We start from the raw sequence: 19,649 nt of genomic DNA, 5'->3' as shown, positions 1-19,649 counted from the left end.
ATTCTTTATCGGCGCTTGGGTGAAAGGAGGAGGGGCGAAATCTCCCACGGTCTGTACTGCTGCTAACAGTCAGAATCGAGCCTTGTCCCTCCTCCTCCCTTCAAGTCCTACCATACAAGCGAGCCTGTTCGCGATAGCGTCAGGTCAGCAGCATTGATGTTGACTGACACACCGTAATCGCGAGCAGGCTCGCTCCCACAATGGATCGGAGTACAGCCGGGAGAGATAGGTCGGCTGTGAGGCCGCCTTCGCGGGCAAGCCCGCTCCCACATGAGATTTTCAGTACATACACACCTTGCACCCACCTCAGATTCCCTGTGGGAGCGAGCCTGCTCGCGATGGCGTCGGGTCAGCAGCATTGATGTTGACTGGGGCACCGCAATCGCGAGCAGGCTCGCTCCCACAGTTGGATTGAGGTGCAGTCGTAGAAACAGGCCGGCCGTCAGGCCGCCTCGCTTTTGCTCTGGCTTTTGCTTTTGATCTTGGGCGCCCCATCAACCACAAGGGCCGAACGCAGGCATTGCGTAGTGGGCAACCCGGCATGGATGCCGGGTTAGCCGCGCAGGGCCATGGATGGCCCATCGCGGCGGGCCCACGGAGCAATGCCGGAGTGAGGGAACGCCGAGCCTTGGCGAGGTGCCCAGTGGTGGGGCGAAGCCTTTTTTGCTTACTTTTTTTGGCGTTTGAAAAAAAGTGAGCCGCCGTCAGGGCGGAACCCTAAGCAGCTGTTACCGCAGAAACGGATATACACACCAACCAATCAAAAAAACGGCGCTCCCCCAATATGAAGAAGCACCGTTTTTCCAGCCAAGCCAAGCCAAGCGCAGCATCAAGAACCGCCACTACCCTCAGTCAATGTACTCAAACAACTTGACGATCTTCTGCACCCCGGAAACCCCCTGCACCAGGTTGGTCGCCTGCGCGGCTTCCTTCTTGGTCAGCAACCCCAGCAGATAAACAATGCCATTCTCCGTCACAACCTTGATCCGCGAGCCAGGAATGCTGGCATCGGTCAGCATCTGCGTCTTGATCTTGGTGGTCAGCCAGGCATCGTTCTGGCGCGCCAGCAGCGAGGAGGGTTGCAGCACCTGCAATTCGTTATGCACCGTCTTGACCCGTTGTACGGCGCTGGCGGCCTGTTCGGCCTTGGCCTTGAGGTCGGCGCGTGGGGTCTGGCCGGCCAGCAGCACGACACCGTTGAAACTGGTGACGACGATGTGCGAGTTGTTGTCCAGGTCCGGGTCGGCCTTGGCGATGTTCACGCCGGCCTTGGTTTCGATCAAGGAATCATCGATCTTGCTACCGAAGGTGCGGGTGCCGCGGTCATCTTCGATCGGCGCTTCCCGGCTGGCGTTAACCACCGAGGTGCAGCCGCTGATGCCAAGGCACAGGGTCAAGGCCAGAAGGCCGAGGCGATTAGGGGTCATTCTTCACTCCCGAACAGTTGGCTGTCGATCAAGTCGCAAAGGCAATGGATCGCCAGCAGGTGGACTTCCTGGATACGTGCGGTAACAGTGGCCGGTACGCGAATCTCGACATCTTCGGGCAGCAGCAGTGAAGCCATGCCGCCGCCGTCACGACCGGTCAATGCTACGACAATCATTTCGCGATCATGTGCGGCCTGGATCGCTTGAATAATATTGGCCGAGTTGCCGCTGGTAGAGATCGCCAACAGCACATCGCCGGGTTGGCCCAAGGCGCGGATCTGTTTGGAGAAGACTTCGTTGTAGCTGTAGTCGTTGGCGATCGAGGTGATCGTCGAGCTGTCGGTGGTCAGCGCAATCGCCGGCAGGCTCGGGCGTTCGCGCTCGAAGCGGTTGAGCAGTTCCGAGGAGAAGTGCTGGGCATCGCCGGCCGAGCCGCCGTTACCGCAAGAAAGCATCTTGCCCTCGTTGAGCAGGGCATTGACCATCACTTGGCTGGCTTGCTCGATGTGCGGTGCAAGTACGTCCATCGCCTGTTGCTTGGTATCGATACTGGCCTGGAAGAGCTGGCGAATTCGCGATTGCATGTCCATCTGTGTGACCTTAAGTAGCGCGACTTATCGGCACAAGCGTGTGCGGCGCGCAAAGCAAAGAGCAAAAATTGGGTAAAGGTGTCCGGTTCGGTTCGTCATGAACGTGGGCGTTCAACTGTCGAAGGCATTCTGCAACCAGTTCAACTGATCGGCATTGCTGTCGATGGCAACCACGTCGAAACGGCAGGGGTGATCGGCCCAGCGGGATTCGCGTTGCAGGAAATACTGCGCGGCGAAGATAAGCTTCTGGCGTTTGCGCGCGTCGATGCTGTCGAGCGCACCACCCCACTGGGTGTTTTTTCTGTAGCGGACTTCAACGAATACTACTGTATCGCCATCAAGCATGACCAGATCAAGCTCGCCGCGTTTGCACAACCAGTTCTGCGCCACCAGCCGCAGGCCTTGCTGCTGGAGATGCGCGAGGGCCAGGCCCTCGGCATCCCGTCCGCTTTGTTGGCGCGATCGCTCGGGCATCAGCGCTGGGTGTCCGGCAGGCGTTGTACCTGGCCGTTGACGAACTCGGCCCAAGGCAATTGACGCTGTACGCGCTGGGACGCAGACACCGCCAGGCTGCCGGTCAAGCCTTCGATACGGCTGTCCGGCAGGGTCTTGAGCTGGCCCAGGCGCGGTGCCAGGCGATAGGCGTCCGCGCCCATCGCGTACAGCCGGCCCAAAGTGCCGCCGGCTTGCGGCCATTGAGCTGCGACCTGCTTGCGCAGCGGGTCATTGGCGTCGAGCAGCCACGGGGTTTCGCAGAAACGGATACCGTTCATGTCGTTGTACTGGTTCTGGTCGCCACTGGCGCTGAATACCAGCGAGGTTGCATAGACCGGCACGTCACCGGCGTACTGGAAGTTCAGGGTCGGCTTGATCTGCTGGGCCTGCTGCGGAGTCGATGCCAGGAAAATGAACTCGATGTCCTGGCGACGCGATGGCTGGGCAGCGACGTTGGTGCCAACGGTGCTTTGCAGGCTTTTGGCGCGACCTTCGCTCTGGCGCAGTTGGAACATGTCGGCGATCTGCTGGGCCAGTTGCACCGGCTGGTCGACGCGCTCCACCGCAATGATGGTCCCGCCGTTGCCTTGCCAGTCCTGGCTGAAGGCTTTCAATACGCGGTCACCCCATTCGCTCTTCGGCACCATCACGGCGGCGCGATGCAGGCCATCGGCGCGAGCGCGACGAGCGACTTCGCGGGCTTCATCCTCGGGAGCCAGGCCAAACTGGAACAGTTGCGGCGGCCCTTGTTCGCCTTCGCTGTAGTTCAGCGCGAGGGTGGTGATCGGCAGTTGCGGGCGGCTGCTGATCTGCTTGACCAAGGGTTTCTCCAATGGACCAACTACCAGTTGCACGCCGTCGGCCTGGGCCTTGCGATAGAACTCGTCCATGGAGGTCAGGCTGGAGCTGTCATAGAGCTGGATGCTCGGCGGCTTCTGCCCGGCCTGTTGGGCCTGGTAGTGCGCAGCCATGAAGCCATCACGCAGGGCCTTGGCGACGGAAGCCAGCTGGCCATTCTGCGGCAGGAGCAGGGCGATCTTGTTCAGCGGCTGGCTCGCCAGCTCCTTGAGCTTGACCAGTGGCGTCGGCAATTGCAGGGCGGCGGGGTGCTTCGGATTCTGTTCGCGCCAGTGGTCGATGGCCGCTTGTTGCTGTTCCAGTGTCCCGGCGGTTTTCACCGCCAGGGCCAGGCCCAGCCAGCCACCAAGGTCATCGTTGGAAGTTGGTTGCAGTTGGTCGGTGGGCAGCGAGGCGATCAGCGACCAGATGGCTTCGTGGTTTTTCGCTGCGGCGTCGTCCTTGAGCAGCGGTGCGATGAAGATGCGCTCCTTGGCGGCGGCCAGGGTCTGGCCTTCGGCCTCCAGGGCGCGGGCACGCACGGTGCCGGTGCGGACCTGCTGCTCCACCGGCATTTCGCTCAGGTGTTGCAGGCTTGGATGCCTCAATGCGGCCAGTGCGGCCTTGGGCTGGTTGCGCGTCATCGCCAGTTCAGCCGACAGCGTGCTGGCGAAGATCTGCTGGCCGGGCTTGAGTTGTTCCATCGGCACTTGTTGCAGGATCTGTGCGGACTGGCCGGCATTGCCCTGGCGGTAGGCCAGGTCTGCGGCACTGAGGCGCAGCAGTGCGGCTTTTTCCGGGGTTTTGCTTTGGGCGGCCTGTTCGAGCAACTGCTCGATACTGGCATCCGGGGTCCGTGGAAGTTCGCCAAGACTGGACGAAGGCGAACTGGCGCAGGCCGCCAGGAGGGCAGCGAGGCAAAGGGCGGAGAGCAGCCGCAGGCAAGCGATCATGTAAGTGTTCCTGATACGAGATCAAATTAGCGTCGAATTGTACCCAAGCACTGGCCGGGGCGCGATGTCAGTGGCGTGAATCGATCGATTTAGATGGTTCAAATGTTGTGATGTAGCACAAAGACGCTGCCACTCAGGTACTGGCACCAACCCTGTGGCGAGGGGATTTATCCCCGTTGGGCTGCGTAGCAGCCCCAAAAAACGCCGGACACCATTTAGCCTGGTACACCGAGTTGGCAGTTCTTGGGGCTGCTGCGCAGCCCAGCGGGGATAAATCCCCTCGCCACGCCATGCGCGGTGAACAGTCGCGGCGGCCGCTACGCGCTACAATGGCAGTTTTTACCCATCATGAGGTGCGCGTTTTGACTGCTCCAGGTGCTTTGAATTCCGCTGCCGGCTCGCTTTATGTGGTGGCGACGCCCATCGGCAACCTGGACGATATCAGTGCCCGGGCGCTGAAGATCCTGCAGGAGGTTGCCCTTATTGCGGCCGAAGACACCCGCCATTCCCAGCGCTTGCTGCAACATTTTGGTATTTCCACGCCCTTGGCGGCCTGCCACGAACATAATGAGCGGGACGAGGGCAGTCGTTTTATCACCCGACTGCTGGCGGGCGATAACGTCGCGCTGATCTCCGACGCGGGGACGCCGCTGATTTCCGACCCTGGCTATCATCTGGTGCGTCAGGCGCGGGCGGCCGGGATCAACGTGGTGCCGGTGCCGGGGGCATGCGCCCTGATCGCGGCGCTGTCGGCGGCTGGCCTGCCGTCGGACCGTTTCATCTTCGAAGGTTTCCTGCCGGCCAAGGCTGTCGGACGGCGCGCACGCCTGGAGGCTATAAAGGAAGAACCGCGCACGCTGATCTTTTATGAGGCACCGCACCGTATCCTCGAGTGTTTGCAAGACATGGAGCTGGTATTCGGTGCCGAGCGTCCGGCGCTGCTGGCCCGTGAGTTGACCAAGACCTTTGAAACCCTCAAGGGCCTGCCATTGGCCGAGTTGCGTGCCTTTGTCGAGAACGACAGCAACCAGCAGCGCGGCGAGTGCGTGGTGCTGGTGGCGGGCTGGACGCCGCCGGAAAACGAAGAGGCGGTCAGCAGCGAAGCGATGCGCATCCTGAACCTGCTGCTGGAAGAAATGCCTCTCAAGCGTGCCGCCGCCCTGGCGGCGCAGATCACTGGCGAGCGCAAGAATGTGCTGTACCAGGTCGCGCTGGACAAGCAGAAGGGTCAATGAAGGCAGGGTGCCAGGCTGGCCCAAGGCTTTTATCGCTTGTTCTTGAGGCGCTCTACCGTTAACCTTCGCGGCGGAGAGTCGATCGGACAGTCGCTGCCCTCTATGAAAATTAGGGGGGGGAGGAAAGTCCGGGCTCCATAGGGCGAAGTGCCAGGTAATGCCTGGGAGGCGTGAGCCTACGGAAAGTGCCACAGAAAATAACCGCCTAAGCGTTTCGGCGCCGGTAAGGGTGAAAAGGTGCGGTAAGAGCGCACCGCACGGCTGGCAACAGTTCGTGGCTAGGTAAACCCCACTTGGAGCAAGACCAAATAGGGTCCCAAGGCGTGGCCCGCGCTGGGACCGGGTAGGTTGCTAAAGATGTCCAGTGATGGCCATCGTAGACGAATGACTGTTCAAGACAGAACCCGGCTTACAGATCGACTCTCCACCTTTTCCCCTCCCTGCCGGAATCACTGGCAGACACCGTTCCTAAGACCAAAAAAATCTTACTCTTAACAAATTACTTTAACTTGTGCGCGCAGCCTCCTGTGCTCTCTCGGGTTGAGGTGAAATTTCCTACGTCAGATTCCTGTTCTCTCTCCTGAAACGCTCCTAAATCTCCGATCTATAAGGCTTTTCCTTCAATCCGCGCCTTGACGGTGCAGTGGGCGCATTCCTATAGTGTGCGCAAGTGGCGGAAAGTGGCATGAAGTGGGTTTTTTGAGCGTAAAACGCTAAATTTTGGAGAAACGCTGACGTGTTTCGCGGAGCTAACGCTATCAGTCTCGATGCAAAGGGCCGTCTCGCCATGCCGAGCCGGTATCGTGACGAGCTCGTTTCGCGAAGTTCCGGCCAGTTAATCGTGACGATCGACGCCGTTGACCCATGTTTGTGCGTTTACCCTCTGGATGAGTGGGAAATCATTGAAACCAAACTGCGCGCACTGCCGTCCTTGCGTGAAGAAAACCGTCGTCTGCAACGCCTGCTGATCGGTAACGCCGTCGACCTGGAGCTCGATGGCAGTGGTCGTTTCCTGGTTCCGCCGCGCCTGCGCGAATACGCCAAGCTCGACAAGCGCGCCATGCTGGTGGGCCAACTGAACAAGTTCCAGCTGTGGGACGAAGATGCCTGGAACGCGGTTTCTGCCGCTGACCTCGCTGCTATTCAACAACCGGGCGCCATGCCTGATGAACTGCGTGATTTGATCCTGTGACTATTGATAGCGGCTTTAACCACATCACCGTACTGCTTGACGAAGCCGTCGAGGCTCTCGCCGTACGTCCTGATGGCTGCTATCTGGACGGTACGTTCGGGCGTGGCGGGCACAGCCGGTTGATCCTCAGCAAGCTCGGTCCGGGTGGACGGCTGTTGGGATTCGACAAGGATCCTCAAGCGATTGCCACCGGGCAAGCGCTGGCGGCCGAAGACGGCCGCTTTGTCGTTGTGCAGCGCAGCTTTGCCGAGCTGGGCTCGGAGATTGCCGGGCGTGGCCTGGCGGGCAAGGTCAACGGCGTTTTGCTGGACCTGGGCGTGTCGTCGCCGCAGCTGGACGACCCGGAGCGCGGTTTCAGCTTTCTCAATGACGGCCCGCTGGACATGCGCATGGACCCGTCCCGCGGCATCAGTGCTGCCGAATTCGTCAATACCGCGCCGGTGGAAGAAATCGCCCGGGTCTTCAAGGAGTATGGCGAGGAACGTTTCTCCGGCCGCATGGCCCGCGCCGTGGTCGAGCGCCGCGACATCAAGCCATTCGAGCGCACCGGCGATTTGGCCGAGGTGCTGAAAGTCGCCAACCCGGCATGGGAGAAGGGCAAGAACCCGGCAACTCGTGCTTTCCAGGGTTTGCGCATCCACGTCAATAATGAACTGGGTGACCTCGAAGCTGGCCTCGAAGCAGCGCTCGAAGCGTTGGAGGTTGGCGGTCGCCTGGTGGTGATCAGCTTCCATTCCCTGGAAGACCGTATCGTCAAGCTGTTCATGCGCAAACTCACCAAGGGCGAGGCCGATAACCTGCCGCGCAACCTGCCGGTACGTTTCGAAGCCTTCGTGCCGAAAATCAAGATCCATGGCAAAGCGCAGTTCGCCTCCGAGGCCGAACTCAAGGCCAACCCGCGCGCCCGTAGCGCCGTCATGCGTGTTGCGGAGAAGTTGCGGTGAGCAAGCTCTTCGCCAAGCCATTGCCCGGCGGCAGCTTTTTCATGCTGCTGCTGTTTATCGGCGTGCTCGTGTCGGCCATCGCTGTGTCTTATAGCGCGCACTGGAACCGGCAGTTGCTCAACACCCTTTATAACGAGTTGAGCGTGCGCGACAAGGCGCAGGCTGAGTGGGGGCGGTTGATCCTGGAGCAAAGCACCTGGACCGCCCATAGCCGCATCGAAGTGTTGGCCACCGAACAGCTGAAAATGCGCATTCCCGGCGCCGCCGAAGTGCAGATGGTGGCGCCATGATGAAGCTCGAAGGGGCACTGTTCCCGTGGCGGTTCCGTCTGGTCCTGGGTTTGCTCGGGATCATGGTGGCCGCGATTTCCTGGCGCATCATCGACCTGCAGGTCGTCGACCGTGACTTCCTCAAGGGCCAGGGCGATGCCCGTAGCGTGCGGCACATCCCGATCCCGGCGCACCGTGGCCTGATCACTGACCGTAATGGTGAACCGCTGGCCGTGAGTACGCCGGTGACCACCCTGTGGGCCAACGCCAAGGAAATGCAGCAGGCCAAGGAAAAATGGCCGGCACTGGCCGCCGCCCTCGGCCAGGATCCCAAGGCCCTGGCCGAGCGCCTCGAGTCCCAGGCCAATAAAGAATTCATCTATCTGGTGCGCGGGCTGACTCCGGAGCAGGGCCAGAGCGTGCTCGACCTGAAGGTGCCGGGCGTCTACGGCATCGAAGAGTTCCGGCGCTTTTACCCGGCTGGCGAAGTCACGGCCCACATGGTCGGGTTCACCGACATCGATGATCGGGGTCGCGAAGGCGTCGAACTGGCCTATGACGAGTGGCTCGCCGGAGTCGCCGGCAAGCGTCAGGTCATCAAGGACCGGCGCGGCAGGCTGATCAAGGATGTCCAGGTCACCAAGAACGCCAAGGCCGGCAAGCCCTTGGCGTTGTCCATTGACCTGCGCCTGCAATACCTGGCCAACCGCGAGCTGCGCAACGCCATTGTCGAGAACGGCGCCAAGGCCGGCAGCCTGGTGATCATGGACGTGAAGTCCGGTGAGATTCTGGCGATGGTCAACCAGCCGACCTACAACCCCAACAACCGCCGCAACCTGCAACCGGCGATGATGCGCAACCGCGCAATGATCGACGTGTTCGAGCCGGGTTCGACCATGAAAGCCGTGTCCATGGCCGCCGCCCTGGAAACCGGGCGCTGGAAGCCGAGCGACACCGTCGAGGTGTACCCAGGCACCTTGCAGATCGGCAAGTACACCATTCGTGACGTGTCCAAGACCGAAGGCCCGGTACTCGACCTGACCGGGATCCTGATCAATTCCAGTAACGTGGGCATGAGCAAGATCGCCTTTGACATCGGCGGCGAAACGATCTATCGCCTTGCCCAGAAAATCGGTCTTGGCCAGGACACCGGCCTGGGCTTCCCTGGCGAGCGCGTCGGCAACCTGCCGAACTATCGCGACTGGCGCAAGGCCGAGACGGCCACGTTGTCCTACGGCTACGGTGTTTCCGTGACGGCGATCCAGCTCGTCCACGCGTTTTCCGCGCTGGCCAACAACGGGCGCATCGTACCGCTGACCCTGATCAAGACCGACAAGCCGCCACAGGCTACCCAGGTGATCCCGGAGAACGTCGCCAAGACCATGCAGGGCATGTTGCAGCAAGTGATCGAGGCGCCGCGTGGCGTTTATCGCGCCCAGGTGCCGGCCTATCACGTGGCGGGCAAGTCGGGTACTGCGCGCAAAACCTCCGTGGGCACCAAAGGCTATGCCGAGAACTCCTACCGCTCGCTGTTCGCCGGCTTCGGCCCGATGAGCGATCCGCGCTACGCCATCGTCGTGGTCATCGACGAACCGAGCAAGGCCGGCTACTTCGGTGGCCTGGTTTCGGCGCCGGTGTTCAGCAAAGTGATGTCCGGCACCCTGCGCCTGATGAACATTACCCCGGACAACCTGCCGCCGACCCAGCAGGCCAATACCGCACCGGTCATTCCCTTGAAAGCCGAAGGAGGGCGTGGCTGATGTCCCTGAGCCTGAACAAGATTTTTGCCCATGCCGGTCACGACCTGCTGATCCGCGAGCTGGCCCTGGACAGCCGTAACGTGCGGGCCGGGGACCTGTTCCTGGCGGTGCCCGGTGCCCGTTTCGATGGTCGTGCCCACATTGCCGATGCCCTGAAGCGTGGCGCGGCGGCCGTAGCCTATGAAGTGGACGGTGCCACCGTGCTGCCGATCACCGACGTGCCGCTGATTCCGGTCAAGGGCCTGGCGGCGCAGCTGTCGGATATCGCCGGACGTTTCTATGGCGAGCCGAGCCGTCACCTGAACCTGGTCGGCGTGACTGGCACCAATGGCAAGACCAGCGTGACCCAACTGGTGGCCCAGGCCCTGGACCTGCTCGGCCAGCATTGCGGCATCGTCGGGACATTGGGCAGCGGCTTCCATGGCGCGCTGGAAAGTGGCTTGCACACCACGCCGAACCCAATTGCCGTACAAGCGACCCTGGCCGACCTGAAGAAGGCTGGCGCCAAGGCGGTCGCCATGGAAGTCTCTTCCCATGGCCTGGATCAGGGGCGTGTCACCGCGCTGGCGTTCGACGTTGCGGTGCTGACCAACCTGTCCCGCGATCACCTGGATTACCACGGCACCATGCAGGCCTACGGTGAAGCCAAGGCCAGGCTGTTTGCCTGGAATGATCTGAAATGTCGGGTCATCAATCTCGATGACGAGTTCGGCCGGCAATTGGCTGCCGACAAGCGCGAGTCGCGGTTGATCACCTATAGCCTGGAAAATGCCAGCGCCTACCTTTATGTGCGCCAGGCGCAGTTCGATGACGAAGGCGTGCGCGCCACGCTGGTCACGCCCCAGGGCGAGCACCACCTGCGCAGCACCCTGCTGGGCCGCTTCAACCTGAGCAACGTGCTGGCCGCTATTGGCGCTTTGCTCGGCCTGGACTACGCGCTGGACGAAATCCTCAAGGTCCTGCCAAAGCTCGAAGGCCCGGCCGGACGCATGCAGCGCCTGGGTGGCGGTACCCAGCCGCTGGTCGTGGTCGACTATGCCCACACCCCCGATGCCCTGGAAAAAGTCCTGACGGCTTTGCGGCCTCACGCCAAGGGCCGGCTGCTGTGCCTGTTCGGCTGCGGCGGCGACCGCGACCGTGGCAAGCGTCCGCTGATGGCCGAAGTGGTCGAGCGGCTGGCCGATGGCGTGCTGGTGACCGATGACAACCCACGTAGCGAAGACCCGCTGCGGATTTTCGACGACATCCGCGCCGGCTTCTCGGCCGCCGATAACGTCGATTTCGTCGCCGGTCGCGGCCAGGCCATTGCCCGGTTGATCGCCAGCGCTGCGGCGGACGACGTCATCGTCCTGGCGGGCAAGGGGCACGAGGATTACCAGGAAATCAACGGCGAACGCCAGCCTTTCTCCGATCTGGTGGAGGCCGATCATGCCTTGACCGCGTGGGAGGTGGCTCATGCTTAAGGCCTTGAAACTCAGCGAGCTGACCAACGCCCTGAACGCGCGCCTCATTGCGGCCGACGCCAGTTTCGACGGCGTCAGCATCGACAGCCGGGCCATTGCCCCGGGGCAGTTGTTCGTCGCCCTGACCGGTCCGCGTTTTGATGGCCACGATTACTTGAACGAGGTCGCGGCCAAAGGTGCGGTCGCGGCACTGGTCGAGCGCGAAGTGAGCAACAGCACCTTGCCCCAGTTGCAGGTAGAGGATACCCGCCAGGCCCTGGGCCAACTCGGGGCGCTGAACCGCGCGGCCTTCGGCAACCCGGTCGCGGCCATCACCGGTTCCAGCGGCAAGACCACGGTCAAGGAAATGCTCGCGAGCATCCTGCGCACCCGTGGTCCGGTGCTCGCCACGCGCGGCAACCTGAACAACGACCTCGGCGTGCCGCTGACCTTGCTGGAGTTGGCGCCGGAACACAGCGCCGCCGTCATTGAACTGGGTGCTTCGCGGCTCGGTGAAATTGCCTACACCGTGGGCCTGACCAAGCCCCATGTGGCCGTGCTCAACAACGCCGGGACCGCCCATGTCGGCGAGTTCGGCGGCCCGGAAAAAATCGTCGAAGCCAAGGGCGAGATCATCGAAGGGCTGGCGGCCGATGGCGTCGCCGTGCTGAATCTCGACGACAAGGCCTTCGAGATCTGGAAGACCCGAGCCGGCGAGCGCAAGGTGCTGACCTTTGCCCTGAGTAATGTCGCTGCGAACTTCTATGCCAGTGACCTGGACCGCGATGCCCGGGGGTGCCCGGCTTTCAATCTGCACGGCCCGGATGGCGCCGAGCGGGTCCAGTTGAACCTGCTCGGCACTCATAACGTCGGCAATGCCCTGGCCGCCGCCGCTGCCGCCCACGCCCTGGGCGTGTCGTTGCCGGGCATCGTTGCCGGGCTGAACGCGGTGCAGCCGGTCAAGGGGCGTACCGTCGCGCAGTTGGCCAGTAACGGCATGCGCGTGATCGACGACACCTACAACGCCAACCCGACGTCCATGTGCGCGGCAGTGGATATCCTCGCCGGTTTTTCCGGCCGTACCGTGCTGGTGCTCGGGGATATCGGCGAGCTGGGCGAGTGGGCGCAGCAAGGCCATCACGATGTCGGCGCCTACGCGCGTGGCAAGGTCGATGCGCTGTATGCCGTCGGCCCGATGATGGCCCATGCAGTCGCCGCCTTTGGCGAGCACGGCCGGCATTTCACGACGCAGGCCGAGCTGATCCAGGCGCTGGGCGCCGAGCAGGACCCGAACACCACCCTATTGATCAAGGGCTCTCGTAGCGCCGCGATGGAAAACATCGTCGCGGCGTTGTGCGGCACCCGTACGGAGAAACATTAATGCTGCTGCTGCTAGCGGAGTACCTGCAACAGTTCTACAAAGGCTTCGCGGTCTTCCAGTACCTGACCCTGCGCGGGATCCTGGGTGTGCTGACCGCGTTGTCGATGTCGCTGTTCCTGGGCCCGTGGATGATCCGCACCCTGCAGAACCTGCAAATCGGCCAGTCGGTGCGTAACGACGGCCCGCAATCGCACCTGTCCAAGTCCGGCACCCCGACCATGGGCGGCGCGCTGATTCTGTCGTCGATCGGCATCAGCACCTTGCTCTGGGCCGACCTGGCGAACCGCTACGTCTGGGTCGTGCTGCTGGTGACCCTGTTGTTCGGCGCCATCGGCTGGGTCGACGACTACCGCAAGGTCATCGAGAAGAACTCCCGTGGCCTGCCAAGCCGCTGGAAGTATTTCTGGCAGTCGGTGTTCGGCCTCGGCGCGGCGATCTTTCTTTATATGACGGCCGCTTCGCCAGTGGAAACCACGCTGATCCTGCCGATGCTCAAGGACTACAGCATTCCGTTGGGCGCAGGCTTCATCGTCCTGACCTACCTGGTCATCGTCGGCTCGAGCAACGCGGTCAACCTCACCGATGGCCTCGACGGCCTGGCGATCATGCCGACGGTCATGGTCGGCGGTGCGCTGGGGATCTTTTGCTACCTGTCGGGTAACGTGAAGTTCGCTGAATACCTGCTGATCCCGTATGTGCCGGGGGCGGGCGAGCTGATTGTGTTCTGCGGTGCATTGATCGGTGCGGGCCTGGGTTTCCTGTGGTTCAACACCTACCCGGCGCAGGTCTTCATGGGTGACGTCGGTGCGTTGGCGCTGGGCGCGGCCCTGGGCACCATCGCTGTGATCGTTCGCCAGGAAATCGTCCTGTTCATCATGGGCGGTGTGTTCGTGATGGAGACCCTGTCAGTCGTCATTCAGGTTGCCTCCTTTAAATTGACCGGCCGCCGCGTTTTCCGCATGGCGCCGATCCATCACCACTTTGAACTCAAGGGCTGGCCCGAGCCGCGCGTGATCGTCCGTTTCTGGATCATCACCGTGATTCTGGTGCTGATCGGCCTTGCCACCCTGAAGCTGAGGTAGAACGAGTGTCCCTGATCGCTTCTGACCACTTCCGCATCGTTGTCGGCCTCGGCAAGAGCGGCATGTCCCTGGTTCGCTTCCTGGCGAACCGGGGCGTGTCGTTTGCCGTCGCCGATACGCGGGAAAATCCACCTGAGCTGGCCACGCTGCGGCGTGACTATCCGCAGGTGGAGGTGCGTTGTGGCGAGCTGGACGTCGAATTCCTGTGCCGCGCCGATGAGCTCTACGTGAGCCCTGGCCTGGCCCTGGCAACGCCGGCCCTGCAGGCGGCCGCCGCCCGTGGTGTGCGTTTGTCCGGCGACATCGAGTTGTTCGCGCGTAACGCCAAGGCGCCAATTGTCGCCATCAGCGGTTCCAATGCGAAAAGCACCGTCACCACCCTGGTGGGCGAGATGGCGGCTGCGGCCGGCAAGCGCGTCGCCGTAGGCGGTAACCTGGGTACGCCGGCGCTGGACCTGCTCAGCGACGACGTCGAGCTGTACGTGATGGAGCTGTCGAGCTTCCAGCTGGAAACCACCGATCACCTGGGCGCCGAAGTGGCCACCGTGCTCAACGTCAGCGAAGACCACATGGACCGCTACAGCGGCCTGCCGGCCTATCACCTGGCCAAGCACCGGATCTTCCGCGGCGCCCGGCAGGTGGTGTTCAACCGCCAGGACGCCTTGACCCGTCCGCTGTTGGGCGAAGGCATGCCGTGCTGGTCCTTCGGCCTGGGCGTGCCGGACTTCAAGGGCTTCGGGCTGCGTGAAGAGAACGGCGAGAAGTACCTGGCGTTCGAATTCCAGAACCTGATGCCGGTGCGCGAATTGAAGATCCGCGGCGCCCACAACCAGGCCAACGCCTTGGCGGCGCTGGCCCTGGGGCATGCGGTCGGCCTGCCGTTCGACGCCATGCTCTCGGCCCTGCGTACCTTCGCCGGCCTCGAACACCGCTGCCAGTGGGTGCGCGACCTGGATGGCGTGGCCTGGTACAACGATTCCAAGGCCACCAATGTCGGCGCCGCACTGGCCGCTATCGAAGGCCTGGGCGCAGACATCGAAGGCAAGCTGGTGCTGATAGCCGGCGGCGATGGCAAGGGCGCCGAATTCAAGGACCTGCGTGATCCGGTGGCGGCCAACTGCCGCGCCGTGGTGCTGATGGGCCGCGACCGTGAATTGATCGCCCAGGCCCTCGGCGACGCCGTGCCGCTGGTGCGCGTCGGTTCGCTGGACGAAGCGGTGCAGCAATGCCGCGCCCTGGCTCAACCGGGCGATGCGGTGCTGTTGTCGCCGGCCTGCGCCAGTTTCGACATGTTCAAGAACTACGAAGAGCGCGGACAGTTGTTCGCCCGGGCCGTGGAGGACTTGGCATGAGCCTGATGAACGTCATCAAGCCGTACCCGTCGCCGCTGATCACCGGGCGTGGCATCGACTTGGACTTCCCGATGCTCGCCGGTTGCCTCGCGCTGCTGGGCCTGGGCCTGGTGATGATTACTTCCGCATCGTCGGAAGTGGCTGCCGTGCAGTCGGGCAACACGCTTTACCACATGATCCGTCACCTGATTTACCTGGTGATCGGCCTGGGCGCATGCATCGTGACCATGATGGTGCCGATCGCCACCTGGCAGCGCCTGGGCTGGATGATGCTGCTCGGTGCCTTCGGCCTGCTGGTGATGGTGCTGGTGCCAGGCATCGGCCGCGAGGTCAACGGCTCGATGCGCTGGATCGGCTTCAGTTTCTTCAACGTCCAGCCTTCGGAAATCGCCAAGGTCTTCGTGGTGCTCTTCCTGGCCGGCTACCTGGTGCGGCGCCAGAAGGAAGTGCGCGAGAGCTGGATGGGCTTCTTCAAGCCGTTCATCGTCCTGCTGCCAATGGCGGGCCTGTTGTTGATGGAGCCGGACTTCGGTGCCACGGTAGTAATGATGGGTGCGGCGGCGGCGATGTTGTTCCTAGGCGGCGTCGGGCTGTTCCGCTTCGTCCTGATGGTGGCGCTGGCAGTGGCGGCCGTGACCGTGCTGGTGCAGGCGCAACCCTATCGGATGGCGCGTCTGATTACCTTTACCGACCCGTGGGCCGACCAGTTCGGCTCCGGCTACCAGTTGACCCAGGCACTGATCGCTTTCGGTCGCGGCGAATGGCTGGGCGTCGGCCTGGGCAACAGCGTGCAGAAGCAGTTCTACCTGCCGGAAGCCCACACCGACTTCGTGTTTTCGGTGCTGGCCGAAGAGCTGGGCGTCGTCGGTTCCCTGTGCACCGTCGCGTTGTTCGTGTTCGTCTGCGTGCGCGGCATGTACATCGGTTTGTGGGCCGAGAAGGCCAAGCAGTTTTTCGCCGCCTACGTGGCGTATGGCCTGTCGTTCCTGTGGATCGGCCAGTTCCTGATCAACATCGGCGTGAACGTCGGCCTGTTGCCGACCAAGGGCCTGACGCTGCCGTTCCTCAGTTACGGCGGCAGCTCCCTGGTGATCTGCTGTGCCTGCCTGGGCTTGTTGCTGCGCATCGAGTGGGAGAGTCGAACCCACCTGGGCAGCGAAGAGATGGAGTTCCACGAGAGCGACTTCGCCGAGGAGCCGACCCATGGGCGCTAACGTGCTGATCATGGCCGGCGGGACCGGCGGGCATGTGTTCCCGGCGCTGGCCTGTGCCCGGGAGTTCCAGGCACGCGGCTACACCGTGCATTGGCTGGGCACGCCGCGGGGAATCGAGAACGAACTGGTGCCCGGCGCTGGCCTGGAGTTGCACCGGATCGATGCCAGCGGCTTGCGGGGCAAAGGCAAGCTCTCGCTGCTCAAGGCGCCGCTGATGTTGCTCAGGTCCATCTGGCAGGCACGGGCGGTGATCCGTCGGCTGCGGCCAGTCTGTGTGGTGGGGTTTGGCGGTTATGTGACCGGTCCTGGCGGCGTTGCGGCAAAACTGGCCGGGGTTCCGGTGATCGTTCACGAGCAGAACGCCGTGGCCGGTACCGCCAATCGGTTACTGGTGCCGTTGGCCGCTCGGGTCTGTGAAGCCTTTCCCGACACCTTTACCCTGTCGGGCAGCCGCCGCACCACCGGAAACCCGGTGCGTACCGAGCTGTTTCTCGATACACCGCGCCCGGCCCTGGCCGGACGCAAGGCGCGCTTGCTGATCCTGGGTGGAAGCCTGGGGGCGGAGCCGTTGAACAAATTGCTGCCCGAAGCCTTGTCGCAGGTCGCCCTCGAACTGCGCCCGGAAGTGTTTCACCAGGCCGGCAAAAACCACGATGAAGTGACCGCCGAGCGCTATCGCGCCGCCGGCGTCGAGGCGCAGGTGCAGCCTTTCATCAAAGACATGGCCCAAGCCTATGGCTGGGCCGACCTGGTGGTGTGCCGCGCAGGCGCGCTGACCATCAGCGAACTGGCTGCCGCCGGTCTGCCCTCGATGCTGGTGCCTTTGCCCCATGCCATCGACGATCACCAGACCCGCAACGCCGATTATTTGGCCCGCGAAGGCGCTGCCTTCCTGATGCCGCAAAGAACGACTGGCGCCGCGGATCTTGCCGCCCGCCTGACAGAGGTTTTGATGCAGCCGCAACGACTTGAAGACATGGCCCGCGCCGCGCGCCGCCTGGCCAAACCCGATGCCACGGCCCAAGTGGTCGATACCTGCCTGGAGGTGGCCCATGGTTGAGAATCGCAAAGCCATGCCACAACCGGAAATGCGCCGTATCCGTCGCATCCACTTCGTCGGTATCGGCGGCGTGGGCATGTGCGGGATCGCCGAAGTGCTGCTGAACCTGGGCTACCAGGTTTCCGGTTCCGACCTGAAGGCTTCGCCGGTCACCGAGCGCCTGGAGTCGTTCGGCGCCCAGATCTTCATCGGCCACCGCGCCGAGAACGCCGCCAATGCCGACGTGCTGGTGGTTTCCAGCGCCGTGAACACTTCCAACCCGGAAGTCGCCACGGCCCTGGAACGGCGCATTCCGGTGGTGCCGCGGGCCGAGATGCTGGCCGAGCTGATGCGTTATCGCCACGGCATCGCCGTCGCCGGGACCCACGGTAAGACCACCACCACCAGCCTGATCGCCTCGGTGTTCGCCGCCGGTGGCCTGGACCCGACCTTCGTGATCGGTGGCCGTTTGAATGCGGCGGGCACCAATGCCCAGCTGGGCACCAGCCGCTACCTGATCGCCGAAGCCGACGAGAGCGATGCGAGCTTCCTGCACCTGCAACCGCTGGTGGCCGTGGTCACCAACATCGACGCCGACCACATGGCGACCTACGACGGTGACTTCAACAAACTGAAGAAAACCTTCGTCGAGTTCCTGCACAACCTGCCGTTCTATGGTTTGGCCGTGGTGTGCCTGGACGACCCGGTGGTGCGCGAGATCCTGCCGCTGGTCAAGCGTCCGACGGTGACCTACGGCTTTGGCGAAGACGCCGACGTGCGCGCCATCAACGTGCGCCAGCAGGGCATGCAGACCTTCTTCACCGTGCTGCGCCCTGACCGCGAGCCGCTGGACGTGTCGGTCAACATGCCCGGCAATCACAACGTGCTCAACGCCCTGGCAACCATTTGCATCGCCACTGACGAAGGCGTCAGCGACGATGCCATCGTCCAGGGCCTGTCCGGGTTCCAGGGCGTGGGCCGGCGCTTCCAGGTCTACGGCGAACTGCCGGTGGACGGCGGCAACGTGATGCTGGTGGACGACTATGGTCACCACCCGACCGAAGTCGCGGCGGTGATCAAGGCCGTGCGCGGTGGTTGGCCGGAGCGGCGTCTGGTGATGGTCTACCAGCCGCACCGCTACAGCCGCACCCGTGACCTGTACGACGATTTCGTCCAGGTGTTGGCCGATGCCAACGTGCTGCTGTTGATGGAAGTCTATCCGGCCGGCGAAGAGCCGATCCCGGGGGCCGACAGCCGCCAGCTGTGCCACAGCATCCGCCAGCGCGGTCAGCTCGATCCGATCTACATCGAGCGCGGCGTGGACCTCGCGCCACTGGTCAAGCCGCTGCTGCGCGCCGGCGACATCCTGCTGTGCCAGGGGGCCGGTGACATCGGTGGCCTGGCCCCGAAACTGTTGAAGAGTCCGTTATTCGCCGGAGCCATCGTGGCCTCCAGCGAGGGGAAATTGAAATGACTGCTGCCTACGCCAACCTGGCCTCGACCCTTGACCCGAAAGCCTTCGGCCGCGTTGCCGTGCTGTTCGGCGGCAAGAGCGCCGAGCGCGAGGTCTCCCTCAAGTCCGGCAATGCCGTGCTGCAAGCCCTGCAAGGCGCCGGTGTCGACGCGTTCGGCATCGACGTGGGCGATGACTTCCTGCAACGCTTGCTCAGCGAAAAGATCGACCGTGCGTTCATCATCCTCCACGGTCGCGGCGGTGAAGACGGCAGCATGCAAGGCTTGCTCGAATGCCTGGGGATTCCCTACACCGGCAGCGGTATCCTGGCCTCGGCCCTGGCGATGGACAAACTGCGCACCAAGCAGGTCTGGCACAGCCTCGGTATTCCGACGCCGCGCCACGCCGTGCTGGCGAGCGAGGCCGATTGTATTTCGGCGGCGACGGAACTGGGCTTTCCTTTGATCGTCAAACCGGCCCATGAAGGTTCAAGTATCGGCATGGCGAAAGTGAATTCGCTGCCTGAGTTGACCGCGGCATGGAAAGACGCCAGTTCCTACGATTCGCAAGTGTTGGTCGAGCAATGGATCACCGGTCCCGAGTTCACCATCGCCATCCTGCGTGACCAGGTGTTGCCCCCGATCGCGCTGGGCACCCCGCACACGTTCTACGACTACGACGCCAAGTACATCGCCAACGACACCCAGTACCGCATCCCCTGCGGGCTGGACAGCACCAAGGAACAAGAACTGATGGACCTCACGGCCAAGGCCTGTGAGGCGCTGGGTATTACCGGTTGGGGCAGGGCGGACGTGATGCAGGACGCCGATGGGCAGTTCTGGTTCCTGGAAGTCAACACCGCCCCCGGCATGACCGATCACAGCCTGGTACCGATGGCGGCCCGCGCCGCCGGACTGGATTTCCAGCAACTGGTGCTGTCGATCCTGGCGGCCAGTGTCGACTCTCAAGAGTCAAGAGGTTAAG

The 19,649-nt window shown here is 62.9% G+C and carries 17 protein-coding genes and 1 other RNA gene; 14 read left to right on the top strand and 4 right to left on the bottom strand.

The genetic code is table 11. From position 1 onward, the window contains the following. Positions 1–848 precede the first annotated feature (848 nt). The 4 genes from RGM2987_RS18880 to RGM2987_RS18865 all read right to left on the bottom strand — a co-directional run bounded on the left by RGM2987_RS18880 (position 849) and on the right by RGM2987_RS18865 (position 4,302). Entirely contained in the window at positions 849–1,427 is a 579-nt protein-coding gene (locus RGM2987_RS18880) for a BON domain-containing protein (RefSeq protein WP_245144166.1), read from the bottom strand. After that, a complete protein-coding gene (locus RGM2987_RS18875) occupies positions 1,424–2,017 on the bottom strand; it encodes a phosphoheptose isomerase (protein WP_015636934.1) in 594 nt (197 codons plus the stop codon). The genes RGM2987_RS18880 and RGM2987_RS18875 overlap by 4 nt, the downstream gene beginning before the upstream one ends. A 111-nt stretch (positions 2,018–2,128) precedes the next feature. Beyond that, positions 2,129–2,491 carry a YraN family protein gene (locus RGM2987_RS18870; RefSeq protein WP_245144163.1) on the bottom strand — a complete coding sequence of 121 codons (363 nt, stop codon included), beginning with the start codon at positions 2,489–2,491 and terminating at the stop codon, positions 2,129–2,131. Beyond that, on the bottom strand, positions 2,491–4,302 hold the full coding sequence (locus RGM2987_RS18865) for a penicillin-binding protein activator (protein ID WP_245144161.1): 1,812 nt from the start codon (positions 4,300–4,302) through the stop codon (positions 2,491–2,493). The genes RGM2987_RS18870 and RGM2987_RS18865 overlap by 1 nt, the downstream gene beginning before the upstream one ends. A gap of 329 nt (positions 4,303–4,631) precedes the next feature. Here RGM2987_RS18865 and rsmI point away from each other — a divergent pair, with 329 nt between their 5' ends. From rsmI to RGM2987_RS18795, 14 genes are all read left to right on the top strand, one after another. Continuing rightward, positions 4,632–5,537: a 16S rRNA (cytidine(1402)-2'-O)-methyltransferase gene (gene rsmI, locus RGM2987_RS18860; protein ID WP_245144159.1), complete on the top strand. Its 906-nt coding sequence runs from the start codon at positions 4,632–4,634 to the stop codon at positions 5,535–5,537. A gap of 74 nt (positions 5,538–5,611) precedes the next feature. Next, an RNA gene (gene rnpB / locus RGM2987_RS18855) (RNase P RNA component class A) lies at positions 5,612–5,965 on the top strand. Between the two features lie 308 nt (positions 5,966–6,273). Then, positions 6,274–6,729, top strand: coding sequence for a division/cell wall cluster transcriptional repressor MraZ (gene mraZ, locus RGM2987_RS18850; protein WP_003205355.1), 456 nt, complete (start codon positions 6,274–6,276; stop codon positions 6,727–6,729). Between the two features lie 2 nt (positions 6,730–6,731). Then, positions 6,732–7,673 carry a 16S rRNA (cytosine(1402)-N(4))-methyltransferase RsmH gene (rsmH, locus tag RGM2987_RS18845; protein WP_245144181.1) on the top strand — a complete coding sequence of 314 codons (942 nt, stop codon included), beginning with the start codon at positions 6,732–6,734 and terminating at the stop codon, positions 7,671–7,673. Further along, positions 7,670–7,963 carry a cell division protein FtsL gene (gene ftsL, locus RGM2987_RS18840; RefSeq protein ID WP_003178214.1) on the top strand — a complete coding sequence of 98 codons (294 nt, stop codon included), beginning with the start codon at positions 7,670–7,672 and terminating at the stop codon, positions 7,961–7,963. Before rsmH ends, ftsL begins: the two co-directional genes overlap by 4 nt. Continuing rightward, on the top strand, positions 7,963–9,702 hold the full coding sequence (locus tag RGM2987_RS18835; protein WP_245144179.1) for a penicillin-binding protein 2: 1,740 nt from the start codon (positions 7,963–7,965) through the stop codon (positions 9,700–9,702). The genes ftsL and RGM2987_RS18835 overlap by 1 nt, the downstream gene beginning before the upstream one ends. Beyond that, positions 9,702–11,165 (top strand): UDP-N-acetylmuramoyl-L-alanyl-D-glutamate--2,6-diaminopimelate ligase, encoded by a 1,464-nt coding sequence (locus tag RGM2987_RS18830; RefSeq protein WP_245144157.1) that lies wholly within the window; start codon positions 9,702–9,704, stop codon positions 11,163–11,165. The genes RGM2987_RS18835 and RGM2987_RS18830 overlap by 1 nt, the downstream gene beginning before the upstream one ends. Beyond that, complete coding sequence (murF, locus tag RGM2987_RS18825) at positions 11,158–12,525, top strand: UDP-N-acetylmuramoyl-tripeptide--D-alanyl-D-alanine ligase (RefSeq protein WP_245144155.1); 1,368 nt, start codon at positions 11,158–11,160, stop codon at positions 12,523–12,525. Before RGM2987_RS18830 ends, murF begins: the two co-directional genes overlap by 8 nt. Then, a complete protein-coding gene (gene mraY, locus RGM2987_RS18820) occupies positions 12,525–13,607 on the top strand; it encodes a phospho-N-acetylmuramoyl-pentapeptide-transferase (RefSeq protein ID WP_245144154.1) in 1,083 nt (360 codons plus the stop codon). The genes murF and mraY overlap by 1 nt, the downstream gene beginning before the upstream one ends. Before the next feature lie 5 nt (positions 13,608–13,612). After that, positions 13,613–14,959, top strand: a complete 1,347-nt coding sequence (murD, locus tag RGM2987_RS18815) for a UDP-N-acetylmuramoyl-L-alanine--D-glutamate ligase (protein ID WP_245144153.1) — start codon at positions 13,613–13,615, stop codon at positions 14,957–14,959. A gap of 2 nt (positions 14,960–14,961) precedes the next feature. After that, positions 14,962–16,173, top strand: coding sequence for a putative lipid II flippase FtsW (gene ftsW / locus RGM2987_RS18810; RefSeq protein ID WP_245144177.1), 1,212 nt, complete (start codon positions 14,962–14,964; stop codon positions 16,171–16,173). Further along, positions 16,163–17,233 carry an undecaprenyldiphospho-muramoylpentapeptide beta-N-acetylglucosaminyltransferase gene (murG, locus tag RGM2987_RS18805; protein ID WP_245144152.1) on the top strand — a complete coding sequence of 357 codons (1,071 nt, stop codon included), beginning with the start codon at positions 16,163–16,165 and terminating at the stop codon, positions 17,231–17,233. The genes ftsW and murG overlap by 11 nt, the downstream gene beginning before the upstream one ends. Next, a complete protein-coding gene (gene murC / locus RGM2987_RS18800; RefSeq protein ID WP_245144149.1) occupies positions 17,226–18,686 on the top strand; it encodes a UDP-N-acetylmuramate--L-alanine ligase in 1,461 nt (486 codons plus the stop codon). The genes murG and murC overlap by 8 nt, the downstream gene beginning before the upstream one ends. Further along, positions 18,683–19,648, top strand: a complete 966-nt coding sequence (locus RGM2987_RS18795; RefSeq protein ID WP_245144147.1) for a D-alanine--D-alanine ligase — start codon at positions 18,683–18,685, stop codon at positions 19,646–19,648. The genes murC and RGM2987_RS18795 overlap by 4 nt, the downstream gene beginning before the upstream one ends. Position 19,649 lies beyond the last annotated feature (1 nt).

This window comes from Pseudomonas sp. RGM2987 (assembly GCF_022952855.1).
Lineage (GTDB): Bacteria > Pseudomonadota > Gammaproteobacteria > Pseudomonadales > Pseudomonadaceae > Aquipseudomonas.
This window is presented reverse-complemented; position numbering and strand designations above follow the sequence as displayed.